Origin of the sequence: Arsenophonus endosymbiont of Aleurodicus floccissimus, assembly GCF_900343025.1 — a bacterium.
Classification (GTDB): domain Bacteria; phylum Pseudomonadota; class Gammaproteobacteria; order Enterobacterales; family Enterobacteriaceae; genus Arsenophonus.
On record NZ_OUND01000001.1, the window covers coordinates 1,125,269 to 1,152,178 of the forward strand.

Annotated in this window: 20 protein-coding genes and 14 pseudogenes; 3 read left to right on the top strand and 31 right to left on the bottom strand. The window is 40.5% G+C overall.

What is annotated here, in order from left to right:
• Window positions 1-105 precede the first annotated feature (105 nt).
• The 10 genes and pseudogenes from potC to ARADI_RS20760 all read right to left on the bottom strand — a co-directional run bounded on the left by potC (window position 106) and on the right by ARADI_RS20760 (window position 7,447).
• Complete coding sequence (gene potC / locus ARADI_RS06250; RefSeq protein ID WP_119711476.1) at window positions 106-891, bottom strand: spermidine/putrescine ABC transporter permease PotC; 786 nt, start codon at window positions 889-891, stop codon at window positions 106-108.
• A complete protein-coding gene (gene potB, locus ARADI_RS06255) occupies window positions 888-1,748 on the bottom strand; it encodes a spermidine/putrescine ABC transporter permease PotB (RefSeq protein ID WP_119711477.1) in 861 nt (286 codons plus the stop codon). The genes potC and potB overlap by 4 nt, the downstream gene beginning before the upstream one ends.
• Window positions 1,738-2,847: a spermidine/putrescine ABC transporter ATP-binding protein PotA gene (potA, locus tag ARADI_RS06260; RefSeq protein WP_119711478.1), complete on the bottom strand. Its 1,110-nt coding sequence runs from the start codon at window positions 2,845-2,847 to the stop codon at window positions 1,738-1,740. Before potA ends, potB begins: the two co-directional genes overlap by 11 nt.
• Before the next feature lie 440 nt (window positions 2,848-3,287).
• The gene (locus ARADI_RS17575; protein ID WP_238149175.1) at window positions 3,288-3,440 is read right to left on the bottom strand and encodes a hypothetical protein; all 153 of its coding nucleotides are present in this window, start codon (window positions 3,438-3,440) and stop codon (window positions 3,288-3,290) included.
• Between the two features lie 133 nt (window positions 3,441-3,573).
• A complete protein-coding gene (locus ARADI_RS17580) occupies window positions 3,574-4,218 on the bottom strand; it encodes a hypothetical protein (RefSeq protein ID WP_238149176.1) in 645 nt (214 codons plus the stop codon).
• Window positions 4,219-4,237: 19 nt separating this feature from the next.
• Window positions 4,238-4,534 carry a hypothetical protein gene (locus tag ARADI_RS17585; RefSeq protein WP_238149177.1) on the bottom strand — a complete coding sequence of 99 codons (297 nt, stop codon included), beginning with the start codon at window positions 4,532-4,534 and terminating at the stop codon, window positions 4,238-4,240.
• A gap of 100 nt (window positions 4,535-4,634) precedes the next feature.
• Window positions 4,635-5,099: a hypothetical protein gene (locus tag ARADI_RS06270; RefSeq protein WP_119711479.1), complete on the bottom strand. Its 465-nt coding sequence runs from the start codon at window positions 5,097-5,099 to the stop codon at window positions 4,635-4,637.
• Window positions 5,100-5,105: 6 nt separating this feature from the next.
• Entirely contained in the window at window positions 5,106-5,549 is a 444-nt protein-coding gene (locus ARADI_RS06275; RefSeq protein ID WP_119711480.1) for a hypothetical protein, read from the bottom strand.
• Between the two features lie 748 nt (window positions 5,550-6,297).
• Window positions 6,298-7,188, bottom strand: a pseudogene (locus ARADI_RS06280) (glycerate kinase family protein).
• Between the two features lie 13 nt (window positions 7,189-7,201).
• Window positions 7,202-7,447, bottom strand: coding sequence for a glycerate kinase (locus tag ARADI_RS20760; protein WP_369406947.1), 246 nt, complete (start codon window positions 7,445-7,447; stop codon window positions 7,202-7,204).
• A 373-nt stretch (window positions 7,448-7,820) separates the two neighbouring features.
• Here ARADI_RS20760 and ARADI_RS06285 point away from each other — a divergent pair, with 373 nt between their 5' ends.
• The 3 genes and pseudogenes from ARADI_RS06285 (at window position 7,821) to nifJ (ending at window position 12,530) form a co-directional block, all read left to right on the top strand.
• Window positions 7,821-8,015, top strand: coding sequence for a universal stress protein (locus ARADI_RS06285; protein ID WP_119711481.1), 195 nt, complete (start codon window positions 7,821-7,823; stop codon window positions 8,013-8,015).
• Between the two features lie 165 nt (window positions 8,016-8,180).
• Window positions 8,181-8,732, top strand: a complete 552-nt coding sequence (locus ARADI_RS06290) for an NADPH-dependent FMN reductase (RefSeq protein ID WP_119711482.1) — start codon at window positions 8,181-8,183, stop codon at window positions 8,730-8,732.
• 370 nt (window positions 8,733-9,102) lie between these two features.
• Window positions 9,103-12,530 (top strand): annotated as a pseudogene (gene nifJ, locus ARADI_RS06295) (pyruvate:ferredoxin (flavodoxin) oxidoreductase).
• Between the two features lie 80 nt (window positions 12,531-12,610).
• Here nifJ and lysM read toward each other — a convergent pair.
• The 21 genes and pseudogenes from lysM to ARADI_RS17610 all read right to left on the bottom strand — a co-directional run bounded on the left by lysM (window position 12,611) and on the right by ARADI_RS17610 (window position 26,694).
• Window positions 12,611-13,050 (bottom strand): annotated as a pseudogene (lysM, locus tag ARADI_RS06300) (peptidoglycan-binding protein LysM).
• Window positions 13,051-13,683: 633 nt separating this feature from the next.
• On the bottom strand, window positions 13,684-13,911 hold the full coding sequence (locus tag ARADI_RS06310) for a gp53-like domain-containing protein (protein WP_119711483.1): 228 nt from the start codon (window positions 13,909-13,911) through the stop codon (window positions 13,684-13,686).
• A 441-nt stretch (window positions 13,912-14,352) separates the two neighbouring features.
• Window positions 14,353-14,707, bottom strand: a pseudogene (locus ARADI_RS17590) (phage head-binding domain-containing protein); the annotation flags it as partial.
• Window positions 14,708-14,736: 29 nt separating this feature from the next.
• Window positions 14,737-15,258: a P22-gp16 family phage DNA ejection protein gene (locus tag ARADI_RS22120; RefSeq protein WP_500782211.1), complete on the bottom strand. Its 522-nt coding sequence runs from the start codon at window positions 15,256-15,258 to the stop codon at window positions 14,737-14,739.
• Window positions 15,218-16,153 (bottom strand): annotated as a pseudogene (locus tag ARADI_RS22125) (P22-gp16 family phage DNA ejection protein). Before ARADI_RS22125 ends, ARADI_RS22120 begins: the two are co-directional and overlap by 41 nt.
• Before the next feature lie 122 nt (window positions 16,154-16,275).
• Window positions 16,276-16,612, bottom strand: a pseudogene (locus ARADI_RS22130) (P22-gp16 family phage DNA ejection protein); the annotation flags it as partial.
• A complete protein-coding gene (locus tag ARADI_RS17595) occupies window positions 16,612-17,463 on the bottom strand; it encodes a phage DNA ejection protein (RefSeq protein ID WP_238149178.1) in 852 nt (283 codons plus the stop codon). The gene ARADI_RS17595 and the pseudogene ARADI_RS22130, both read right to left, overlap by 1 nt.
• Window positions 17,464-17,617: 154 nt before the next feature.
• Window positions 17,618-17,899 (bottom strand): phage DNA ejection protein, encoded by a 282-nt coding sequence (locus ARADI_RS17600; RefSeq protein WP_238149179.1) that lies wholly within the window; start codon window positions 17,897-17,899, stop codon window positions 17,618-17,620.
• A gap of 81 nt (window positions 17,900-17,980) precedes the next feature.
• Window positions 17,981-18,612 (bottom strand): annotated as a pseudogene (locus ARADI_RS06330) (P22-gp17 family phage DNA ejection protein).
• Window positions 18,590-19,055, bottom strand: a pseudogene (locus tag ARADI_RS06335) (DUF2824 family protein). Before ARADI_RS06335 ends, ARADI_RS06330 begins: the two co-directional pseudogenes overlap by 23 nt.
• A gap of 32 nt (window positions 19,056-19,087) precedes the next feature.
• Window positions 19,088-19,585 (bottom strand): annotated as a pseudogene (locus ARADI_RS06340) (DNA stabilization protein).
• 100 nt (window positions 19,586-19,685) lie between these two features.
• The gene (locus tag ARADI_RS22135) at window positions 19,686-20,417 is read right to left on the bottom strand and encodes a packaged DNA stabilization protein (protein WP_500782322.1); all 732 of its coding nucleotides are present in this window, start codon (window positions 20,415-20,417) and stop codon (window positions 19,686-19,688) included.
• A pseudogene (locus ARADI_RS22140) lies at window positions 20,414-21,018 on the bottom strand (packaged DNA stabilization protein). The gene ARADI_RS22135 and the pseudogene ARADI_RS22140 overlap by 4 nt, the downstream one beginning before the upstream one ends.
• Window positions 20,972-21,454 carry a packaged DNA stabilization gp4 family protein gene (locus ARADI_RS06350; RefSeq protein ID WP_119711484.1) on the bottom strand — a complete coding sequence of 161 codons (483 nt, stop codon included), beginning with the start codon at window positions 21,452-21,454 and terminating at the stop codon, window positions 20,972-20,974. The pseudogene ARADI_RS22140 and the gene ARADI_RS06350 overlap by 47 nt, the downstream one beginning before the upstream one ends.
• 48 nt (window positions 21,455-21,502) lie before the next feature.
• Complete coding sequence (locus ARADI_RS19535; RefSeq protein WP_255420620.1) at window positions 21,503-21,625, bottom strand: hypothetical protein; 123 nt, start codon at window positions 21,623-21,625, stop codon at window positions 21,503-21,505.
• A 47-nt stretch (window positions 21,626-21,672) separates the two neighbouring features.
• A pseudogene (locus ARADI_RS06360) lies at window positions 21,673-22,963 on the bottom strand (P22 phage gp5 family major capsid protein).
• 11 nt (window positions 22,964-22,974) lie between these two features.
• Window positions 22,975-23,836: pseudogene (locus ARADI_RS06365) on the bottom strand (phage capsid protein).
• Between the two features lie 296 nt (window positions 23,837-24,132).
• Window positions 24,133-24,315: a hypothetical protein gene (locus ARADI_RS22145; RefSeq protein WP_500782214.1), complete on the bottom strand. Its 183-nt coding sequence runs from the start codon at window positions 24,313-24,315 to the stop codon at window positions 24,133-24,135.
• A gap of 3 nt (window positions 24,316-24,318) precedes the next feature.
• Window positions 24,319-25,221, bottom strand: a pseudogene (locus ARADI_RS19540) (portal protein).
• A gap of 22 nt (window positions 25,222-25,243) precedes the next feature.
• Window positions 25,244-26,005 (bottom strand): annotated as a pseudogene (locus ARADI_RS20765) (portal protein).
• A gap of 311 nt (window positions 26,006-26,316) precedes the next feature.
• Window positions 26,317-26,694, bottom strand: coding sequence for a terminase large subunit (locus ARADI_RS17610; RefSeq protein WP_238149181.1), 378 nt, complete (start codon window positions 26,692-26,694; stop codon window positions 26,317-26,319).
• Window positions 26,695-26,910: the final 216 nt, after the last annotated feature.

Sequence of the window (26,910 nt, forward strand, 5' to 3'; positions counted from 1 at the left end):
TTTGCTCAAATAAAAAACAAATGATAATGACTAACTGAAATACAATTATTAAAATACCGTTAATATACTAATTAACGATTAATAGTCTTTAATTTTGACACTAACTTAATTTATAGTTTTTATCGATTTTCTTTTTAACATCCATTGACTCAATAACACCATTATCAATGAAAATAGTAATAAAACTGTCGCCAGCGCATTAACTTCTGGTGAAATTCCTATTTTTACCATTGAATAAATTTTTAAAGGTAATATTTCATAAGCCGGTCCAGTAACAAAAGAAGATACAACCACATCATCCATAGAAAGGGTGAAACTTAATAACCAACCAGAAATTACAGCTGGCAATGCTAATGGTAAAATAATTTGCCGTAAAATGGTTAATTCACTAGCACCTAAGTCTCGCGCAGCTTCTAATATTTTCACATCAAAATCCTTCAGTCGTGCATAAACGGTAATAACAACGAAAGGTAGACAAAATGTAATATGAGAGAAGAGTAAAGACCAAAAACCTAAAGAAACGCCTAATAACATAAAGACTAATAGTAATGAAATTGCCATTACAATATCAGGGGACATCATGACAACAAATAGCATACCACTAACAAATGACTTTCCTCTGAATTGGTAGCAAAATAAAGCCACTGCTGCTAATGAACCAATCAAAGTGGTACAACTAGCTGAAATCATTCCTATCGTCAATGAATGGCCTGCCGCCTGTAATAAACTATCATTATTCCACAACATATCATACCAATCGATAGTCAATCCTTTCCACTGATTCCCAAAGCGTGATGCATTAAATGAATTGACAATCAAAATAATAATTGGAATATATAAATAAGCATAAATTATGGTGAGAAAACCACTTCGTAAAAGACGTCCAATCATGCTAAATCCACCTTTTTATTCAGCAAATTCGCAGCACGATAATAAATATAAAGTAGCAAGCCCATTGCAATAGTCAATACAATACTGGTCGCAGCGCCAAAAGGCCAATCGCGCAAATTAAGAAATTGGCTTTTGATAACATTACCAATTAATAAATTTTTTGCCCCACCCATCAAATCCGCGACATAAAACAATCCCATTGCTGGTAGTAACACTAATAAACATCCCGCTATAATGCCAGGCATAGTTAGAGGCACTATAATGCGTAAAAAGGTCTGAAATTTGTTAGCACCAAGATCCTGAGCAGCCTCAAGACAAGATTTATCCAGTTTTTCAATACTAGAATAAAGCGGCATCACCATAAATGGCAGCAAAATATAAACTAATCCCATAATGACGGCTTCTTGTGTATACATGATACGAATAGGTTTATCTATCAATCCAATCCACAGTAAAAAGTCGTTAAAATAACCTCGGGTACTCAAAAAAATCTTCAGCCCATAAATACGAATAAGCGAATTAGTCCAAAATGGCACAATCAATAAAAATAACATCAATGGCTGCAATTTTGGCGGTAATCGTGTTAGAAGAAATGCAAATGGATAACCAATGACTAAGCAACAGAAAGTAGCAATGATTGCCATATTTAGTGAGTGAATCATTACCTCTGCATATAAAGGATCAAATAGCCAAGTATAATTGTCGAGGGTAAAAACCATGTCGACTAAATTAGCATCATCACGGGTCAAAAAACTGGTAATAATGATCATTAAATTTGGTAGAAAGGCAAACAATAGCAACCAGGAAACCAACCCGATAACGATAATATTCTGAAAAATTTTACGGTTATTGTTCATCGAGAAGTACGACCTCCCAACTTTCTACCCATGTTACGGCAATTTTTTGTGCCAACGAGTGGTCAACATCTGGATCATCTTCATTGAAAAATTCACTGGCCATTACCCGCTTACCATTGTTCATTTCTACTTCTATATCAAGCATCATGCCCTTATAGCTGCGTTCACGTACATGACCAATCAGTCCAGAAGGTTGCTGTTCATCATCGATCTCTTTAACGCGTAAATCCTCTGGCCGTAATAAAACTTTTAATCGCTGGCCTGCCGATACAGAAAGCTTAGTGTAAATATCGCACTCATAGCCTTCAATATTGGCACGAATACGTTGCTCATCAATTCGATGTAAAGCAATCGCATCAAAAATATTAATTTCGCCGATAAACCGCGCAACGAATAAATTCTTCGGCTCTTCATATATTTCACGGGGCGACGCATCTTGTTCAATATGACCGTTTCGCATAACTAAAATACGATCAGACATGGCTAACGCTTCTTCTTGATCATGGGTCACATAAATAAAAGTAATCCCTAACTGACGTTGCAAGGCTTTTAATTCACTTTGCATCTTTTTACGTAAGTTATAATCCAGCGCCGATAATGACTCATCTAATAAAAGAACCTTAGGTTTATTAATAACTGCACGTGCAATTGCCACTCTTTGCTGTTGTCCACCCGATAACTGATGGGGATATCGCTGGGCGAAATCTTCTAATTGCACCATGCATAGCGCTTCTTCCACTCTGGGTTTTATTTCTTGAAAAGATTTTTTTTGCATACGTAAACCAAAGGCAACGTTATCAAATACCGACATGTGGGGGAATAAGGCATAACTTTGAAAGACAGTGTTTACATGACGCTGTTCAGCCGGAATGTCCGTAATATCCTGACCTTCAAGAAAAATACGCCCATTATCAGCGTGCTCTAATCCAGCAATTAATCGCAAAATAGTCGTTTTACCACACCCTGACGGACCTAATATGGTAAGAAATTGACCATTATTAATCGTAAGATTAAATTGTGAAATAATATTTTTGCCATCGAAACCTTTAGTTAAGGATTTTAATTCGATTAGTGGTATAAAAGAGGTTGTCTCAGTCATTTAAGGTATCATCTATCCCTTATAGTAATGCAGATAGAACCGCAACTGGAAAAAGACTGTATTAGCTAATCAGGAAAAACACCCAGCAATAGCCAAAACCAGTTGCGCCAATAGATTTAACAAAGACAGAATAATAAACGTAGCAACACAAAATTAAAAGCAATATCATCAGAAAAATGACAACAATAATCCTAATATATTAAATTAAACTTATGCCAAAATAATTAGCAATCAAAATAAATCTAATATTTCTATCTATTTTATATGATTTATTAATATAAGATATAATAAAGCGAGCTTACTATTTTCTTTAAGAATTTGCATAAATTATAGATAATAATTCATAAAAAATTCAATTTATGCTATTGATTAGTTAAAATAACAAATTAAATTTAACAAAATTGCTTATGATAATTATTTTGGCTTGTTATTTTCTTCACTCAGCTAGAATGACAAATACGTAAAAACCGTTGGTACCAACTATGTGGTGTAGGGTGTACTAGCGCATTCAAGGCACGAGAATAGTCCATGACTAAACCCAGCGTCCATGTGCCATTGATATCACTCGCTGGCGAATTTGCGATGCAATCCATAATTCTGGCGCCAGCAATAATTTGCCAAGCGTTAAAAAATTGTTACTTTTATCAGACAGCACTCCCTCTAACGCAGCTTCTAACGCATAAGCCACACTACTGGAGCAATTGCGGTAAGTTAGATTATAAAGCTCTATTTGCCGATATTTTTGCCAAAAATAGCCAAGTTAACCGAGTTATAATGATAAAAATGGATCTGAAAATCTGATCGACACCACTGCGAAACTTCTGAGACATAGTCAGACTGAAATTCACCAGCAACATTATTTTCTTCGGTAGCTTTTAATTTATTTAAAAATTCAGAAAGAGAACGATCGATATCCTCAATAGGATACAAGCTAATATAAATCTGATTTCTGATTTCCAATGCCGCGTGACCGGTAGAGATAACACCATTACTGTCAACAGCTGCAATATAATGATTAATCACTGGCCGAGGTCTGGCCGTTATATTAGCCGAACCTTCTGGTGTCCAAATATGAACTATAAGCGGTAAAATGTGAGACAAATTGATATTCATTCGCTGTTCGTCAGTCATTGGCATAATAGCATCTATTTTAATTTCTTGTTGCTCAAATTCCTTTTGCGATAATGCGCTATCAGCCATTAAAGTAAATATCGTTTGTCCATGTCGAATAACCCGTAATTTATTGGAAAAACGGATGGCAGATATTCCACTAAGCATTAGTAACACAGCCAAAACGATTGAAAATGTCGATTGGTAACTAATGGGGTAAGGAAATAAAATCACCATAGCCAAACAATAAATAAAATCCACCTAGCCAAATAGTACGTTTTCACAGGCGATGACGAACAACTAAAGCGGACACAATACTGAATATAGCAAGTAATAAATAATTAAAGCCTAACATTATTGATAAGATTAAATGACTATAATTGTCATCAATTAAAAGAGAAACAGATACCAGAAAAAATAATCCACCTTTAAGAAAAAGGATAAATTTTTGGCTACCAATTCCACTATTGGCGACAATCAGGGTAATTAAACTCTCAATTAATGTGAATATACTTATCCAGACAACTGGAATATAACGTGTTTGTACTAATTCATCACATAATATAACTAAACCCAATAAAGCCCGTAATACACCACCAATTAATAACTAAATTGACTACTGGCGCATAAATTTTTTACCTAAAAGTAAACAAGCAATTTGCAACATAAAAAATCCATTATAAATTAGCCTTTGATTTTGCAAGAATTTGCCATTCACCTAACAACATTGGATTAGTTTTATCAGCAATAGTAATTAATATTCGATCACGCACATTAAGCCATTTACCATCTAACCCCTTTAATTGAAAATTAACAGGAATACCATGATGAGAGCTTACTAATGACCAGTGCTCTTTTATAATTTGATGGGCCGAAATTTCAATTGATTGTAATATATGGTAAATATTACTTTTTACAGGTAATGATGTTATTAATTTAATTTGTGGATCAAATTTTATTTTGTTATCTTGAATAAATAATTGGTAACGAATAAGGGATTTTGATGCATGTTTAACCGTTTTTTCTACTTGAGATGCAGCAAGCAGTGAAAGTAGCAACATAAAAATGGCAATAACAGATAGGTAAGCTTGAGCAAGTAATAAAGGTTCTTCTCTTAATAAGCCAGGTAAAAAGAAAGGCACATAACCCTATTCGCTATAGAAAATAACAATGGTTCCGAGCACTAATAATCCAATTCCCCGGCCAAAATCTTGTAGAAATAGGATCAAAAGAATAATAAAAATGATCGGTATACAGGCTAATATAATATTTAATGCTGAACCATAATAATGATTAATATAACCTTTTAGTCCGGTGATCGCATCAGAAAAAATTAACCGACTACTTATCGCCAGTAATATTAACCAACATAATATCAATAATACTTTTTTAATACTATTAAGCTGCTTTAATAACTGTGGTTGTACTAAACCTAATAACATAGCAACAGCAAAATAGATACCTGACATATCGGCAAGCCAACTTGTAAAAAAATCATCTAAAATAATCTTCTCATCAAGGGATCCCAACCACACGACACTCAGCCAATTATTAATAGCACATATTATTGCTGAAATCACAATCCAAGTCATAATGGTATTTAATGGCGATTAATATTGTGATAAATATCTTACAATAACGGCAATTAATAACGGGAAAATAAGTAACCTAACTGCACTCATCATACTCAAGGAAAAAGATACAAAATCGAATGGTTCCAAATATCAATTAACCAAACTAAATAAAAAACAAAAAATAGGCCAGGCACGTACTGGTGATAATAAAAATGCCACAATACTTACACCAGCAGGAAACCAGACGACAACTAGCACGTCATCATACGGTACTTATACTTCGTTAGAAATAACCGCCGAAATAAAATAAATTAATGTCCAACTGAGGAATGTAAACCAGCGAATATGACTGGAAATTTTTACCAGTCCTATCATCAACGATCCTTCTTTTTTTTGCTAATGAAATCTTGAATAATCAATAAATAATGTTTACAGGCAAAATAAAACTGTATTTCAAGCAACAAAATAATGAAATATATTAAACTAATACCAAAAGCAAAAAAATTATTAATATTAAATTAGGTTATTACTTTTTTGTTACAAAGAAATGCTGTTGCTAGGCTTTTAAAGAGTATTTTCCACTATTAAAGTAAATTTAATTAATTATTATTTTACAAATATTAAGAAGAGGCTTTGTTAAGAAAGAGCAACAACATTCAAATTATTTACTCAATAGCCAACAAACCAAATTCTTACTACTTAACGCTGATTTAATAACTTTGCAAAAAACGAATAATCAATAAGTTTTAACTTTTAACCGAAACCATTAATTTTTGGCCAGCATTATCCCGGTTTGTAGAACTTTTGCAACATTATATGCACAGTGCTGTAGATTTAACATCCCTTGCTCTAAGGCTGCTTGCTGCGATAAGACTCGAGGTAAAATGCTAAATACCGCATTGATCCCTTGCTGATAGAGAGCATCAATATTTTTTCCTTGGCTACCCACTATTGCGATAATAGGGATACCATATTGAGCCGCAAGCTTTGCAATACCAACGGTTGCTTTTCCAGCCATTGTCTGCCCATCCATACTCCCTTCCCCAACAATAACTAGAGATGCATCGGCTAATTTATCTTTAAAGTGGATAGCCTGACAAACTAATCCAGTGCCTGAACGCAATGTGCCATTTAGAAAAGCCAATGCGGCTAAAGCAATTCCACCACCAGCGCCAGATCCAGGTAGATATCGATAATCAGTACCTGTCATGCGTTGAATAACATTAGCGTAATGAATTAAACCCTGTTCTAAACGGATAACTATGTCGGCTGTAGCGCCTTTTTGGGGCGAAAATATTTTTGCCGCACCTTGTTCGCCAACTAATGGATTATTCACATCACAGGCTATTTCAACCTGACACTATTGCAATCTGCTATCTAAACAAGCCAAATCTATCCGTTCCAGTTCAACCATCTCTTTAGCTACAAACTCTAATAAATGACCATCTGCACGATAAAATTGGGCGTCAAGTGCCTGCATCATGCCAATTCCTCCATCTACCGTAACACTTCCACCAACCGCTAAAATGATCCTTTTAACTCCGCGCTCAAGCGCTGCAAGCATTAACTGGCCGATGCCATAACTGGTTGTTAATAAGGGATCACGTTGCGCTAAAGGAACTTACCTTAATCCACTTACCGCTGCCATTTCTATCATTGCTGTGTCACCATTATTCAGCAAGCCATAATAAGCTTTCACTGGTATTCTCAACGGCCATGTTACGGGTCAATTCAATACGTTCACCGACTTCAGCGTCAATCAATGCATCAACTGTGCCTTCTCCACCATCCGCCATAGCAAAACATAAATATTCAGCTGCTGGAAAAACGGCCATGAAACCTGCTTCGATGGCATGTTCCGCCTGCTTAGCCGTTAAACTTTCTTTAAATGAATCTGGGGCAATAATTATTTTCATTGTTGCTACCATTAAAAATTAAATAACATAATCTTGCTATTAGACGATCACCATAACTAAGAGCCATTCCATTTATTTGATAATAAAATAATAACAGCTAAAATTTTGTTAAATTATGCCAAGACAGGAGACAATATGTATCAAACTATTCTAGTCCCGATCTGTCTGAAGACACATTAACGCAAAAAGTTATCCCCCATATTAACGCGCTAAGTTAAACTGATAATCCTGATTTCTATTTCATTTCTACGATTTATGCGCCTTCTTTTTTCATTGCCAGTAAAATTGTCTATTCTAAACAGCCAATTAGCGATGAAGATGAAATTGTCCAACAAGCTCTGCAAAGCCTACAAAGTATGGCAAAAAATTTGCTATTCCAGCGGATAAAATACACTGCTTAATTAAAACCGATCCGCCAAGGGATGCTATTTTAGAAATCGCCGATGAAATTAATGCTGACTTGATTGTTATCGCCTCTCGCCGACCTAATTTTAGAACACATTTACTCGGTTCAACCGCTACCGCAGTGGTGAATTATGCTAAAATTCCAGTTTTAGTGATTAGATAAACACGATTGTGCGGGAATAATCATCTCGCCTGGCTGGCAATATCACTAATTAATTATTATTCTTAATTTAAGATAAACTATCCATTGATATACACTATTAAATAACATGATTAATTTTTGCCAAATCTATTGTTTGCTTGACGTTCAATAAGCTAAAGGTGATATATGAAAGAATATAAAGTCGTTATCATCGTTGGTAGCTTACGTAAAGGCTCATATAATAAAAAACTGGCTAACGTATTAATCAAACTGGCTCACCCACAACTACAATTTTCTTTCGCCAAAATAGGAAAACTACCACTCTATAACAAAGATGATGATGAACAGCCAAGTAAAGTAGTACAAGACTTTAAACAACAAATAGCCGATGCTGATGGCGTTATTTTTGTTACCGCAGAATATAATCGATCTATTCCTGGTGTATTAAAAAATGCCCTTGATCAAGGTTCTCGACCTTATGGAAAAAATGTCTGGGCGCAAAAACCTACGGGGGTTATCGGAATTTCTCCTAGCTCTATGGGAAGTGCTCTATCACAACAGCATTTAAGAAATGTGCTAACTTTTCTTGATATGCCAACACTAAATCAACCAGAAGCGTTTATCCAATGGAATGAAAATATTATTGATCAGCATGGTAATTTGCTGGAAAGAACGAAGATTTTTTTACAAAAATGGCTTGATGCTTATAGCAATTTTCTAACAAAACAGCTTAATTAATTAAATTAATATTGTAAATTTAAAGGCTACATAAATTTAAAAAATAACCTTTATCATTCTATTAAAAATGACAGATTATTAATCCGTAATTAACATTAATTCCTTAATGTAAAATAATCTATAAATTTAATAATTTAAACATCTTATTTGTCTTTTAAATAACTTCGATTACCCACAATATCGATAAATTTTACTGGCTTATTTTGCTAATTTCTTTGACTAATAAAATATTATCAAAAATTGAAAGGCCATTTTTGTGAGTAACTTAACTTCCTCTCATATAACGACAGATGCAAATTCTGCCGTTGCTTCCGTAGCATATCGACTCAATGAAATTATCGCAATTTATCCTATCACCCCTAGTTCCAGTATGGCTGAGCAAGCAGATATATGGGCAGCTAATCAGCGAAAAAAATATTTGGCAAGACACACCCAAATAATTGAGATGCAATCAGAAGCTGGTGCCATTGCAACGCTGCATGGAGCCCTGCAAACCGGCGCACTGGCTACCTCATTTACCCCATCGCAGGGATTATTATTGATGATCCCAACGCTTTATAAACTAGCTGGCCAATTACTACCTTTTGTCTTACATGTCGCCACCCATGCCTTATTAATTTTTGGCGATCACTCCGATGTGATGGCTGTGCGACAAACGGGTTGTGCTATGCTGTGCGCTAATAATGTGCAGCAAGCCCAGGATTTTGCCGTTATTGCACAAATAGCTGCGCTAAATAGTCGATTGCCATTTATCCATTTTTTTGATGGTTTTCGTACTTCACATGAAATCAACAAAATTCAGCCAATCTCCGATGAAATACTGCAAAAACTGATACCTCAAAAAGCAATAACAGAACATCGTCAACGTGCTTTGTCGCCAGAGACCCCCACTATCCGAGGAACGACAGCCAACCCAGACACCTATTTTCAAGCTCGTGAAGCTATTAATTCTTGGTATCTTGACGCTTACCAGCATGTTTTAAATGCCATGTTGGCCTTTGGTAATACTACCGGCCGTTACTATCAACCATTTGAATATTATGGCCATCCTGGTGCTGATCGGATCATCATTTTAATGGGATCAGTGGCCGGACCTTGTGAAGAGGTTATCGATCAACTGCTGACATAAAATGAAAAAGTCGGCATGGTAAAAGTTCATCTTTTTCTCCCTTTTTCTGCCCAGCACTTGCTTAAAGAAGTGCCACTATCAGTAAAATCGATTGCCGTTCTTGATCAAAATAAGGAACCAGGATCACAAGCAGAACCGCTTTTCCTAGATATTATGACGGCATTTGCTGAATCATTTAGCCAGGGCCAACGTGATAAGCTACCTAATGTTATTTCTGGTCGCTATGGATTGTCCTCAAAAGAGTTTGATCCTGACTGTGTGTTCACCATTTTTCATCAACTTAAGCTACCAAAGCCCAAACCATGTTTTACTATTGGCATTCATGATGATGTTACCGGACTATCTTTACCAATGATTAAAACATCGCTACCTAATATACACAAATTAGCCGCTTTATTTTATGGCCTAAGTAGTGATGGTTCGGTATCGGCCACCAAAAATACGATCAAACTTATTGGCAACCATACCCCTTTATTTCCACAGGGATACTTCGTTTACGACTCTAAAAAAGCAGGCGGGTAATGGTTTCACATTTACGTATTAACCACCATCCGCTTTATTCATCATACCTCATTAAGCAAGCTGATTTTATAGGTTGTCATCAATGACAGTTTATCCATAAATACCAGTTGATTGAAAAATTAAAGCCCGGCGGTATTTTTTTAATCAATGCTCCTTATAAATCTGATCAAATCTGGCATCATCTGCCGCAAGAAATACAATATCTGCTGCGACAGAAACAAGCACAATGTTATACCATTAATGCTTATCAAATCCCCCGACAATGCCAATTAGGTGGCTGGATAAATACTATTATGCAAACCGCTTTTTTCTATTTGACACAATTATTACCGATGCCTGATGCTTCGCTACGATTAAAAAAGGCAATTAGCCAAACTTATGGCAAAAAAGGCGCTAATATCATTGAAAATAATATTAACGCTATTGATCTTACCATTAAGGCAATAGAAAAATTTGATTTACAAGAGATTGATATCACTAGCCTTTACCGACCCACTACCGTAGCCCATGATGCCCCGGATTTTGTAAAAAATGTTACCGCAGCAATGATCGCAGATTTAGGTGATATTCTACCCGTGTCGGTATTTCCACTCGATGGTAGCCGGCCAACAGGCACGACAAAATGGAAAAAACGCAATATCGCCGAAACAATCCCTATTTGGCAACCTGATCTCTATACCCAATGTAATTATTGTGTTGCCGCCTGCCCTCATGCTGCTATTCGGGCGGAAGTCACTTCTGCCGAAATACTGGAAGCTGCACCGCCTAGTTTACCTTCTTTAGCAGTTAAATCTCGAGATATGCGAGGACTTAATTATATATTACAAGTAGCACCGGAGGATTGTACCGGTTGTAATCTCTGTTATGAAGTTTGTCCAGCAAAAAAGCGGCAAAATCCACAAATCCGCCCTATCAATATGCAGCCACGAGTTGAACATCTAGCGCCAGAAAAAATAAATTTCAATTTTTTCCGGCAAATTCCTGATATCACGCCGCATCAACTAGAGGGTATTGATATTCGTACTTCACAATTAATTACACCGTTATTTAAATATTCAGGTGCCTGTGCCGACTGTGGGGAAACTCCTTATATAAAATTACTGACTCAATTATATGGTGACAGACTGCTGATTGCTAACTCTACGGGCTGCTCATCTATTTACGGTGGTAATCTGTCAACAACTCCCTATACCAAAAATAGCGCGGGGCGAGGGCCCGCTTGGGCAAATTCCTTGTTTGAAGATAACACCGAGTTTGGCCTGGGATTTCGTTTAACATTAGAATAACATAAAAAAAGAGTTTCTCGTCTGCTAGATAGCTTCGCTGAACAATTACCGATAGCACTAATTAATCAACTAAAAGATGATTTTTTATCGGTTGAGATAAAACGTTAATTAATCAGTAACAATCATTACTGAATAATATCAAACACTATTGAAGCTCAACAATTAAGCACCGATGCTCACTATTTGATTGATAAATCAGTATGGATCATTGGTGGTGATGGTTGGGCCTACGATATTGGTTATGGTGGCCTAGATCATGTACTCAATAGTGGCGAAAATATCAATGTTCTAGTGCTAGATACACAATGCTATTCCAACACCGGGGCCAGCAATCAAAAGCGACGCCCATCGGTGGGGTGACTAAGTTTGGTCAAAATGGCAAACAAAAAACCCGTAAAGATCCGGGAATAACCATGATGATGTATGTACATGTATTTGTGGCACAAATCGCTATTGGCGCCCAAATGAATCAGACAGTTAAGGCGATTCAGAAAGCTGGCCTATTCAGAACCATCACTCATTATCGCTTATAGCCCTTGTGAAGAGCATGGTTATGATCTTGCCTATAGTCATCAACAAACCAAGCAACTAACAGCAGCTGGATTTTGACCATTATATCGTTTTGATCCTCAACGTAGTCAGGCAAGAAAAGCAGCGTTAATACTTGATTTAAAATCACCAAACGCATCGCTTGCGGATATCTTATAAAAAGAGCAGAGCTTTTCTCAATTAACCAGACAACTACCTGAACAAGCGGAAATATTGGCAAAACAAGCAGAGATAGCGGCACAAAAGCGCTATGCTTTACTTGAATTACTTGCCAAACAGGATACTAGCTTAGGTCGTGATCCTGTTGATTAAAAAAACAGCGTTGATCAATAAAGCCGCTTATCAATTTAGCGGCTTTATTAACGTTAACTTATTGCAAGTGATTATCGCATTTATCGTTTAGGAATAATTAATACCTGTCCAGGATAAATTTTATTTGGATCTTTCAACATCGGCTTATTTGCTTCAAAAATTTGCTGATAGAGATTAGCATCACCATAAACTTTTTTCGAAATAGCACTCAACGTATCACCCGCTACCACTGTGTAATGCTGAACATCAACACTACTAACTCCAGTATGGTCTTCAACCTTCTCAACACCAGCAACATTGCCAAGGGCAACCAAAATCTTATTTTTCATGTCAACAACAATGCCTTCACCGGAAACGGTGGCTTTACCATTATCATCAACATTGAGATTGACCTGATCAGCCCCTTTGATCCCTAATGAATCAAGATGTTCTTTCAGTTTTTTTCTTTATCTTCTTTAGTTGCCGAAACAGGATCCCATAGTTTGTCGCCGGCACTTTTTAAGAAATCAAATAATACCATATAACCTCCATCATTTAGTTTTGAGGAAATAAATTTAAACCTCAATCTATTAGATAATAAATAAAGTGCTTTAACCTACAAGCTATCTTTCTGACTCTATTTTTATCTAATAGTTTTTATAGTAAATCAATATGTCTATATGTTAATGATTGCAGAATGGTTTGCGCAATTTCGTCAAAGTTAGGCACAAATCATCATTGATAAAGCAATATTGATGGTGGGTACTCCGTACAAGATTCGAACCTGTGACCAATTGATTAAAAGTTCCTTCATCTAACGTTAAGATATTGATTTTAAAGTATATATCAGCTTTCATTTCCATTAATAATGTCATATAGTGACATATTGATGACACGTTAATGGTACCTCAACAAGTCACGTTTGTGACTCACCTCTATTAAACGCTCAACTACTAAGATAATGTCTTAATGGGGTCACCCTTTTCACTGATCCCTAACGTTTTACCGATAGGGGGTGGATTAAGCGCAAATTCACGATAAACGCTGTAGGGGACTGCTTTGGCTTTATCATCCTAGCTACCCGCTTCGATATAATCCTTTTTCATTGAATCTGCTAACCAGACTAATTCTCTCTGACCAAAATAATAAGTTTCTTCGTTTACTGAGTTCATAATTACCATCCTATTGCTATCCATCTCATATCCGTGAATGGAGAAGCATTAGATCCCTCAGTGACCTTACTCTGACGCATGTTAAATCCAACTTTATCCGCATTCATTATATTAGGTGCATACATTTGAGATAGAGTAGAATTGGAATTAAAATTAGCCAATCCCATTCCTGCTAAGGTATTTGGGAAAGCCATAGGAAATAAATTTCTTGAAGTATCATTTCTAGGCACGCACGCCACCTCATTGAATAATCAGGCTCGTATTCGGATCTTTCAGCCAACCATTTGCCAATTTATTCGCTGTCCAGTTCGCTGAATTTATTTTTTTATCGACTTCTGTTTTTTTATAGTTCTCTTCCTGTATCGCCAGGGTTCCATTTTTTTGCGGAAACAGAACCGTTGTTTTCGAAGCAACATCATGAATCTGTGTTCTTTTTGAATTTTTGATATACGAAAACTCAGAACCTGCTGACCCGCCTGTACCGCCTAGATTAAAAATCGTATCACCGTTTGGGGATTCAAGGTTAAGTCTTCCCGCTTTGAGGGATTCTTTTGAATTTTTCTTAGCAAAAGTATCTGTACAGCCTTTTTGGCTTATCACATCGGTTATTGAATCACCGGTCGTTTGTTGAATAGTTCCCTTTAATTTTTCGATATACGCAATATATTGTTCTGCTTGTTCTTTAAATCTATAGGGGTCGTATTTCAATATGTCAGGGAAATAAAATTGTTGTGCACCATAAGCATCATAGACCGCCATTGCATGCCCTTCGACCGTTACAAATTTTGCCACCTGTCCATGATAAACAGGGAACCCGGCGTGATTAATTATAATGGGTTGAACCGCGGGGAAAGTTGAGCCCTCTTCATTTTCAAGATACACTTGAATCTAGTTCTTTGGTAGGGTTGGGTCAGTATCAATCTTACCGATATAGATTTTACCGTTAGCGCATGCCTGAAATTTGCCTCGCAAGGTAAATAACTGAGCAGGCATGCTCACGACAATATTAGGGATAATTTCTGACACGCATTTCTCCTGGCATAGAATAAGTTTTTTTATTGCGTTTCTGATTGCTGTTGACTGGAAGAGGCTGCAATGATAGGCCGCGAAATATTAATAGCCTCATTTAAGGCCCGCTCATAAGCTGGCGTGCCTGTCTTGGTGTTTGCTAGCCTCAACAAGGCGTTTCTTACCGGCTTCGACTCATATATCCTCATGATGATCCCGAAGCCCACTTCACCGGCTAGAGACACCCCTCCTCCCGAGCCAAAAACCCCGCCAATCCTGAGCGGATTAGCCAATGCCTGACCCGTCTGTGTCACTACATTTGCCGTATCCGCACGCTGAGTTGTCTGGAGTACATCATTTAGCGCCTCAAGCTCCTTCATATGCCTTCCGCTGAATACCGTGTTATAGATTTCTCCACCGGCTTGCTTCTTGAGTTTGCTAATTTGTGTCATGAATTTTGCGGGCGAATCCCCTACCGTTTCAGCAATTTTGGCGATATATGCTGCACGTACGGCATCCTTTCCGGTATTATCCAGCGCTGGGCCAGATACGTTTAATATCCGAAGCATGACGACTGTATACTACGCTATTAATTAACTCGGTTGCTTCACGGCTGGCTTTATTTAGGTTGTTGGCAATGCGTTTATTCAGCACCTTGTTGTAGACGTTGGCGTAATCAGAATTTGCTTTGAGGTAGGTGGCGGCTTCCGGAGGGCCAAGGGACTTGCTGACTGAGTTCCGCAAATCTTTTTGTTATGGCATTTTCAACGCTATTCGTCATTGCTTTGGCAACACCATGGCATCACCCTGAACATTTGAGCGAAAGGCCGTTCGGTGTTGCTTAAGCAGGTCAAAATCAACACCGCCTTGCTGAGTTAACTCCCCCTTCAAATTCCGCAGTGTATTAAGCAAATTTTGGTCTGCCGATGTCCCTAGCTTCTCAAGTCTTGATATACCGGTATCAATAGCGTTAACAGCATGGGTTGTTTCTACCAAATTTCGGCCCATTTTTTGCGTTATATCGTCAATAACACGCCCCGCGGCATCTTTACGACTTTTCAGATTGGATGTTAGTGACTTAATCACCGTATCAGGATTGTACTCACCAAACCTGTCGAGATAATCCCTGACAAGTTTGCTACATATTGTCTGTTGCGTTGCTCTACGCGCCACCGTACCCAGTAAGGCGCCTTCCCCACCCTGAGTAAGCCCGCGAGTCAGTGCATTCTGAGGTGGAAGCATGTCTGATGTCATGGGGGCAACCCCCATTGATTCAGCCGTGGTAATCTTCTGCGCTGCCTGTGGAGAGATATCGCCTTTTAATGCCGTTATCCCCTTCACTACCCCTTTTGCAGCTACAGACAGCAACCCTTGTATTGCAAGGTTAACGCCCGCATTTGTCGCGGCGTTCTGAGTAAAGTCGCCTTGTTGATTCGAGGCATTAGCCAGCGAACCTACCATCATTTTTCCTGCTCCGCCAAGTCCTGGGATAAGGTAATCCGCCCACTATCTCCCCTGACTAGGCGTAAGGGTCTGTAGGCCTGTCTGCGGGACGATAAATATCGCCTAATAATTAACCCCCACCGACCCCCCGCTTGACTTAATGCATCGATGAGATTAGCGCCGCCTTGAAGGACATCAAAAGGGATATTTACTAAACCCCGTGCCGCTTCCGTGAAGGGTTCTTGTCCTTGCGACGATCCAGGGGGTTTTTCTTTATCATGATAAGCTACGATTTCATCCGTGGGTATATCAAGATTGGCCATCTGCGCCGATGACAAAGTATTATTATCGTGATGATGAACGGCTTCACCAGACTGAGTAGCTTGTCCAGCAAAGTACTCGTCAAGCGCCGTACCAATATCATCCGTGGGAGTACCATTTTGGAAACTCAAACGTTTTACCCTTTGCCGTGACTTTCATCACTCCACCTTAAATTGAATGCCGGACTTTGATGTATAGTGACCCCCTGATTGCTGAAGTTGATTATTGGCCGCGGAAGAGACGACCAAAGCATCATAGACTCTTCCTGATTGACCTCTCAGTGCGTTGTATTGCCCTTGTATCTTTTTCATTTTTGTTTCCGTTGCGAGGGTAGAATCGCCCGGCTGAGGTAAATACATTTTCGCATATTCTTGTATTTCTGGAAGAGTAATGGCCGCGCCGATTTCTGGCCGAAGAATGGCATACAGGGCATCCCGTGCATTTACCATATATTGTTGTTCTATCGGAGACAGACTCAGGTTTGCCAGTGTTCCATAACCCAACGAGCGATTGATTAATACCACCCGTTTAGTGTCTATCTTTTTTCCTAATTCATGCATTGAATCCATGGAATCCTTCAGGCGGAGGGCGAATCCCACTGCTTTTTTTGATCCCTCATTGGCTTTATCCATGATACTTTGCGCGTTTGGGAGGCTGATTGGCTTCATGCCATCACCCGCAATGGGCTGGTTTATTTTTCCCGTTTCTTCACTCCCATCCGTGTAATATTTGATTACTGAGCTATCGTCATTTTTCTCAACCTGCATGAGCTTTTTACTTACGGTATTAATACCCACCGCATTCACAAATGCCATCGCCGCATCCGGATCTGACTGAAGCATTTTAACGTATTGACGATAGTTTTGCATCGCCGCAGTCGGCGCATAGGCAGTCGTTAACGCATTTGCTCTACTGATGTCCTGTCCTCGCATCGTGACAGCCAGTTTATTTTTATCAATGTCACGCCTTGCCATTTTATCCTGAATGTCAAAATAGTTTTCTGGCCCCAATGCGTGCAGGCCAATTAAATTGGTAATTTAATCAAATTGCTGCGGGTCCTGCTTATAGGATAAAAACGCGGCTTCCGGTGTCAAACCGAGTTGACATAATACCGGTATATTTTTTTATAACGACGCCATAAGAGGCTCATCCCCCTTTTAGCCGCTAGGCGCAAATCCATTGCCGCATCGCAATCATTTGCTTGCTATCCTGATCAACAAATCCCATCCCTTTTTGAATGCGTTCTATGTGTTCAGGATGCGCCGCCGCGAGTTTTTTTATGGCATGACGATCATTGGCCGCATAAGCGGCACCAAAGGATTCCATAAAATCGGCTTCGGCTTGCTGTTGTTTGCCCGCCGCCAATCGGTCATAAATGCCACCCAATCCTTGCGCTAGCATCACGCCCGGATTAGGACGTTCAGCATATTGTGGGACGGTGGGCAACCCTAAGCCCCCTGCCGTTTGATTTTCTATTTACTGACTTGGAAAGCCAGGCAGTTGAAACGTTGCTATAATCACTCCCGATTAAAATAAACTCCCTAACAGACCGAGCCCACCACCGATGGCAGCACCCCAGTGACCACCAATAGACCCCTTCATCCCGCCAATGCTTGCCCCGGTTAACGCGCCGGCCATACCACCGCCTAACGCGCTGTGAAATCCAGAAGGACTATTGGCCGCCGTGGCATTAGCCGCCCCAATGTTATGTACTAACTGACCGACATTATTGGCGTAATTTTGTCCAGCTACAGCCTGTCCACTGGCAGCATTCAGGCCAATACCCACTAAATTACCGTAATTTTGCATCTGTCCCGATAACCAGTTTTGACCCAATGCCGGGGCTATCACCGCTAATTGATTCCCGGTGGCCGTCGACCCTAAACCGCCTGTCGCTTCGGTGGCATTTAGCTGTTGATATCGAGCTTGATTGGCTAAATCATTAAACTGTTGCGAGTGGTACAATGGGTTTAATGCTTGTCCTTGACCGTCTAATGTCGTCAGATTTTGCAAATCTCCTAATGCCGGGGGGCGCTCACTTTCATATACGTCGCCAAATTTTGCATGGCCTGATGCCATTGGTCTCTTTGCAAGGCCAGGGCGTCACGTGACGCCCTGGCCTGTTCGTTAGAGCCGTTATCTCCGCTGCTTCCACCCATTGGCTAATTCCTCTTTCGTTACTTGATACAGGGTCATATTGATTTGGTGATGACCCGCCGTCAAGGCGTTATCAATCACCCCCACTTTTCGCATATTCATTAATTGGCAAATCACTTTTCCCCAGGACGTTTTTTCAGGCACATACGTCATCATGGTTGAGAAGCTGACATTATCCATCAACCATTTTGAAAAACTTCGGGTGGCGCTCAATGCATATTTCCCCCTGAAACCCGGCGCAAATATCGGATGGATTTCCAGTAACTGGTTACGAATAAATTCGATTAAAAAAACCAACCAACATCAATCCTTCAGAAACCCCGACATAAAGTTGATTATTTTTTAATTGATAATCCCCGTTATTTTCCACGGCATCACCGATATTCGCCTTATCGGTAAAAAACCGATAAAATTGTTCGATGTTCTCAATCACTTTAATTTCCATCAATCAATTAATCCGTGTGAACGTAACGCATCTTATAATGCTTTAATCCGTTGTCTGGCAGCGATTAATCCATTGGCTAAAGCCTGAACTTCAGACTGATTATACGTTGTGCCTACATTAAATGATTGATTCGCATTAAACACGTCTTTCAACGCCGTTCCGGTGGCAACAGTAAATCCTGTCACCCGTTGGCCCATCACTTTGATACCATTCACTGAATAAGCCGTCTTGACATTCAGTGACGAGGAGAGCGATTGTAAATCAACCTGCGATTTTGAAATAGTGTCTGCCTGAACCGCATTAATCTGCTACGCCTGTGTCACCAGTTCCCTATCTTGCTCATCATTTCTGGTTTTTGACTGATAGGCATCGTCCGCCGCTTCATTGGCTTTACCGGCCACCCTGCCGATATCCGATAAACTGTTTAAGACAATCATCCGGTAGGCGGTCGAAAAATTAGCCGGTAAAATCGTCGGGTCAATGTGCGTAACCTGGATTTCAACCGGGTTATCCGCATTAGCTGAGTTCATTATGCCATCCTGATTGAAAAATTGGATAAGGTTAAACGGGTGATTTCGTGATAATGCGGATTTTAAAGCCGATATTTTTTCTGACACAACCTATACGTCGTCAGATAATCCTTTTATCATAGCGGAAAGGTGAATTTTGCTCTATCATCTGCTCTCTACTGTAGTTAATCCCATCTGTTGTTAAAGATAGAAATAATTTATCCGCTATTTGGGCCACTCCAGTTGACGCTTCCAGTTCAAAATCAAATGATCGCGCATTATCCGCTTTTATCATCGGGGTATAAAGAATATGTTCAGCTTGTTGTCCATATTGACTTGATGCATTAAAGACTAATTTCCCAATCAATGATTCACGCTTATCACCCACTGTTATCTGATTATCAAAAAACATAAAGTCAATCGCCCGATAAGGTTCATCGTAAAAGTCTCTTTTAAGTAATGACCATTGTAAATATTGATGGCTTGCCGAGCCATCAAAACAAAGCGTGTGTTTGAGCAGGTGAAGGAGTAATAATTCATGGTTGTCAAATCGAATCGACTTCATAAAGGAAGCCGCTAATTCATCCGCAGAATAATCACGGATAATTTTATCGATGGTGGCGGTGGATATTTTACTTTTTTCACCGGCGCCAATGAGATAAACAGCCGGTTGCCCAGTCGATTGATGGCTCAGGATGGCGTATTTGTCTTGATAACGACATTTACAATCACGACCGGCAATACCTCCTTGGATCATATAAGCGTCTTGATTACTATAAAGCGGTTGCGACGTATCCGCCGATCCGGTTAAGGCGAAATACTCGATACTTGACGAACCAAAACAAACAATCAGGTCTCACCATGCGTCGACGGAAACGATGCCATCTGGCTGCGATTCAGCACCATAAAAAGGCCGATATCTATCCGGTTTTGATTCATTTTCCAAATCCGTAACGCCAAATCGTTCACACCCTTTTTGTAACCAGATGTAACCCCCCGATTTCGACAGACATCAATCACTTCACCTAAGTCATATTGCAGGTATTTATCCTTTGGCCAGTTTGATAATTCCTTCTCGCTACCGTCATATCCGTATAACTTGAGTTTACCTTCAACACAAACCGCCTGACTATGACTCGAGTGAGACATCGACCCGCGGCGCATTCGCGCTATATCAGCCACTTCGTTGTTATTACAATAAAGTCTATTGCCACAGACCCGATAGCACGCGTTCTTTTTGGTATTAAAATGGACACCCCGTAAAACACCCTTTACGTCCTGCTTTTTCTCAATGCCAGGGAAAGAGCGTAATAACCCGATGCATTCAGGACTTCTTTCGGTGTGGCTAATAGATTAACCAGTAAGGCATCAATATAATCGGCGGTCTTGGCCTCTTTAACTAATCCTTTAGCTAACGGGATCTGTATTTTTGGCACGGAACCCCCGCTCAACATAATAATTCTCAGTCCCTAACGTGGTATATTTATTACCCTGCCCAACCGGCATATCACCCCGTCTTTCTATTGATGGAACACTAAGCGTGTCAATAAGCAGCGTATCATAGGATGTGGCGGCGGCCACTTCTTGTCTCGGCGGCGGCTCAATACCATAATCGGATAACATTCTCAGCATCAATTGATAACCAATGGCATGCTTATATTTGCGCGGCAGGCCTGACACATCATCTGGTAAGGGATTTTCTTCTGCTGCTGAAAACTGATAGCCCAGGTCCCCAAATATAATCTGGCGTTCTGCCATCAAATCTTCCAGGTCATGAATGCCATCTTCAACAGATTGTGGCTCTACGGCAGTTAATGTGGCGTCTGAAGCAATACCCGCCTTGCGCAAGGCAAACAGAACAATCTCCCCTTTAGTCAGCGGTTGTGTCATCGTAAGCCCTTTTCCTATTTTTAGGTGCTTTAGCTTTCTCGGTTGCCTTTATTTCATCAATCGACGCCACAAAGCCCCTTTTTTGAACTCATGAAAATCCCTTGTCGCTATCACTGCCTGGACAAAACCGGCTTCATTATTAGCCCACACAAAAACACTTTTTCTTTCCACCTTTACCTCGATAAAAAGGGCGCTAAAGCGCCCACTTTATCATAAATTTAAGGATTACCAAAAAATTGACCACCCTGATGTGGATTAAAACAGACATAGGCAGGGTAATAGGTCAAAACGCATCATTTGCTTATTTGCATCGCCATCTGCATATTTCATATTTATGCACCCGAATAGAAAAACCCTCATACGTTTCTACTGCTGAGTCAAGGCTATGTAATTTTGGCAAGGGGATGGATGGTGCCTAACCCACAGAAAAACTTATTGTAAAAAAGGTTAGGTTTCATCTGTTGTTTTGCCGTTCCTATGATAGAAACGGCATCGCCTGCCTTCACTTTTGCATCAACGGCATTGTATTTGCGCATTGCTTTCATCATAAATCGGCACACACGATAATTTAACCGTGACATCATCCGAAGCGGCAGAGGCAGTCTCTTCCAGTACCGTTGCGGTAAAACTGATTGCTGTCGATCCGTTGTATAACGTTTGCTTACTTTGCTGATTTAACCAGTGAGTAGACGTAAATTTAAGCTGATCACCGGCTTTTAAAAAATCCCGGCTTACTCGGTGTCGCCCCGGTCAATGTTACCGTAAATTGGTAGGCATCCTTCACCAACAGATAATCAACGTTAGGCGCGGTTTTTACCGTGATTGTGCCACCAAAATCACCTTCCTCTCTTGATGCAAGACCATTAGACATCAATGCCGAATGCCACCAAAATTACCCGATATCTGCGCATTCTCCCAAGCAGTACGGACTAATTGTTCGGTGGCATGCAAACCCGACTGCGCATCCGCAAGCCGTTGGGCTGACCACGGATCCATGACGGCGTAATTTTCACTGGTTTTAATGCCAATATCAATATCTTTTATGAATGAGGCCGTTTGAGCCACATCTGACCATTTCTTTATCGGTGTATTGGGTGAGCCCAGCGATAAGGCGCCATTGTTCATCATAAAATGTGCTAATTCTATTTCCAGATCAGGGACCATGCGCTCATGAATCGGGGATAGCATTTGTTCAAGTTGATTCAGCTTTAGCGCTTCTTTAATTTGGGTCCATTCAACCGCCACCGTGATATATTTACCCACTTTGCCGGTTGCTTTGCCCGCTAGAAGACTATTTTTCGCTTTTCCGGTAATATCCCCGGCTTCTGTTCTTTCAGATTTGAACTGAGGCGGACGCTTAAAGCTCACACTGTCGCCGGTATTTGAATTTATCTTACCGGATAATAATTGCCTATCAATGATTTTACACAACACAAGATCCGACATAAAGCCAGGTAAGAATTTTTTTAAAACAATTTGACTGATATTTAATTCTAGATTATTTGCCATTTTTCTACTCTTTATTCAATCATTGCACCGGGGCACAATTTGTTAAATTCATCGGATTTCAGGTTTCCCGCCCCCCCTTTTAGCGTTGGCTCTGGCTTAGGTGTCTTTTTAGGTTTGGGCGCCAGTTTTACCTTCTGGCTAATTTGACTTAATAGAAACGCGGCACGTATTGGATCATTCTCAGCGGTCAGCCGCTAGCGCAAAGCATTGTTTTTACCCAGCGCATAAGCGATAAGCTCTGTTCCCTCATCAGCCGCATGGATTAAAATCTCCTGCTGCAATACGGGCACTTCTGAACGAACGAACAACCGCTTCCATCTCTGGGTAATCTTTCACAGGCAATCTGGCTGCGCGTTCTTGATGCGATTTCAGACGTTCAATAAATCGTTCTTGAACTTCTCATTGCTGCCTTTGTTGTGCTTGTTGCTTTTGTTCGACATGGTTTTTTTTCTCATGCCAATCTTTCATTGCTTTTTCCTAGACTTCTTCATCATAATCACAAGATCCCAACGTCGGTTTAGCCGGAATAATGTTATCATGATTAACGGGCGATTGATGAGTCGGCTGGGTGGTTAATTCCTCAAGCTGACGTTTCAAATCGCGATTTTCTTTCTGTGTTTCTTTAAACCCTTTTCTCAGCTCTTTAACCCACTTAGGCGCAGGCTTACCTTCTATTGAATCTTCATCTTCGCCTAGCGATATTTCTTCATCTCCAATTTGCAATGCGTAATCGTGCGCCGGCTCGACTTCCTGATCGGATTTTTCTGCAGTATTATCCATATCAAGCAGTTGCACTTGATCGGCATTATTCTCACTCGCCTGCGTGGGTTACTCAACGGTATTTTGCGGTAGTATGTTCTGATGTACAGACATAGGGACAGCTTAACCATCGATAATCAGTTCGTTTTCCATTTATGATTCCTTAACGCTACGAGTCGTCCACAGGAGACGGTGGGTTATGTTGACGCTGTATCAATAGGTTGGTTATGCTGCGTATCGGTGACTTTTAGCATCAACTCAGCATCCGCTCTTCTGGCACCATCCCCTTGTTCTTTCTGGAATTGGTGAAGCATTTAAAGGGCTTCCCGAATTTCTGCGCGTTTAGTGCTGTCAGCAGCGTCAAGCAGCTGCACCACTTTTGCTTCAGCAACCCGTGCTTCCGTTTGTGCCTAGAAGGCTTTCACCTGAATAGCGAGCGCTTCGTTCTTCGCTTTCTGAACCTTAGCTTGCCCTTGCATTAATACCCCTTGAGCGGCGACAAGTTTGGCATTAGGCTGTTGTGATTGCTGCATCATTTGCGCAACCCTCTGCTCTTCTTCTATATTGCGCGGTTTAACGACACCTTGGGTCAATAACTACTTGCGATTATACTCTTTGAACTCGTCAAGTCCTTTGCCGTCCATATTGTCAAGAATGATACCTTGTAAAACCTGTCGCATTGGGTCTTGCGGTAACATGCCAACCAATAGATTAGTCAGCACTGAAACAGTCGCATCCCGTCTTGCGGTATAAGACGGCGCCACATTGACCGCAACATCATAACGACCACTGGATAAATCATTTATCGACAACACTTGCCCGTTCTGCTTATCGTTGATGACCACCGACATTAAGGCGATATCGTCAGTCCCGTTCGCATTAACAATGCGAACCTGTCTATCCGAGCCGTAGACTTCACTGGCCATTGATAACCAAACTTCACCCGCGCGCTTACGGCTCTTAGCCATATTGTCCAAATAGATAAACGAGGACATATCGGAACGATGCATCAGATTATTAACAGTTTCTTTGGCTATTGCCAGGCATTTGCTGCATCGCCTGGCTTGAACCGGTCACCTCCTGGATATCCATCCCGCCCCCGTTTGCTGTAATAACGCGGCCATCTCCTGATTCAGTGGCTGGGGTTGCCTGTATCCGACTGGCGTAGGGGGCGCAATAATATTACCTTGCTTGTCAACAATCTCATTGAGTGGCAAGAAAGCCGGCCTGTTTTTATTTCGATTCGCCCAATATTTCTCCAGGGTTTTTATCTGACTCTTACCGACAATCAGAATGGAACCAGTATCCTGCGTGGCAGAATCTGCCAGCATCGACACCTGTAAGTTGTAAAGCCGCTGTGCGTCCATGGCTTTTGCAATATGCCCTTCCACTCGCTCAATATCATCGATAAACCACTGCTTACCATACACCGGAATTAACGGGATATGCTTACCGGGTATGCGTTGTGGTTTTTCAAGAAAACCCTCACCATCCACCACCGAGACATAAACACAGCGGCGCTTAAGGGGTTCTTCGGGCTACTTCAATGAAACCAATCTCAATCAGTTCGTCGGCAACGTGTTCTAATTGGTCACTGTCATAGGCCACAATTTCACCGGTAAAGGGATTTTGAAAACGCACAACATCAACCGACTCTTTTTTTACTTCGTAGTATTTGGCGATATAAACCACATCAACATCATACCAATCGTAATCCCATGATCGGTCAATGCCACGACTTAACCTGACAGGGTCTTTGTTGTATTCCGCCTGATACTTTTCAGCAGAGAGTGAATACATGCAGAAAGCCCACTGGGCATCGGATTTATCGTATTTCTTCGCATCCGGGTCGAATCAAACCGAACGCGCCGGATCATAAATTAGCGCCATCGCTATCCGCTATCGCTTATCCATCGGATCAGCTTCATTGACCCACTGTGTCGTTAGCCGAAAGCACCCAAAGCCCCCGTTAGCGGCATCATCAAAGGCGTTATCACACGCTTCGCCGCCGTCGGTTTCTTCATAGTCGGCGCGGAATAGTCCGTTTAGTTTATTCGCTAACGCTTCACTGGCTGCGCTGTCGCCCGGTCTAAATTTAACGGTAATGCGATTATTGCGATATTCGATAATTATTCGATTGAGCTCGGTCGATATTTTATTAATTTCAAACTTCGGGTACTTCTCAACTTGTTTGCCTAATTCAGAGCCCGCCGCCGTGGCCCCTTCCCATTGGCCACCAGGAACGCGCACAAATCGTGTCGCCTCAATACATTTTTCTCTCACCTATTTTTGCGGTGAGTTCGCCCGGTCAAACTTGAGCATAATTTGCTCATGTCTTTTTTGTAATGTTTCAGCCATAATTACCAACTCGACGATGAGGGGACAATGATTTCCGTGTCTTCTTTTATGTGGAGAGGATTGGCAAATGACATCATCAGCGTATCCGCCATATTGGGTGATTTGAGCCTTTTCGCTCGCATCTTATCTTTGCTAATCAATTGGATTAATCTGTTCCTGGTGTGTGTTTTCGTTGTTGTTTGATGAGCTCTGATTTCAATTGTGACATTTTCGCTATTTTCGAAGACAGACTTTTATCAACGCATCCGGATCGAGATATTCTCCCTTTTCAACCGCGTGCCACGTTTTTTATAAAATCGGTCGGCTAAATAAACCCAATATTGAGCGAGCTTGTTTCTAAAGGTATCACGGTGGGTTCTATCATCTTTATTTGAAGAGGGAAGGTATTCACCCTTGCCTAGCACATAGATTTCATGAGGATAATCGGGCGAATACCCAGCGCCAAAGCCCGTCACCACCATCTTATTACCATCATTGCTATGTCTTAGATGGGTTTTTACGGTGCCTACCCCTAACCCAATATTATCATAAATAAAATCATCCGCCCGATAATCAAAGACGGCATCGAACGCCTTTAGGGTAGCGTCTGTCACATCACCTTCTGACCAGCTCACGCAATCTTCAATAAGCACGCCATAGCGTTTGGATAAGGCTTTCTCGTCCTTACCAGAATCAGCCGGGTCGAAAGTGACAACACGTATCCCTCTTGGCGTAAACCCTAACTTGATGTGTGCATCAATCGCCGCGTCCACCCACTCAGGCTGAATTAATGTATCACCGTAATTCGCATCACATTCGCCACCATAAACATGCCGCTATTTTTTATAGTT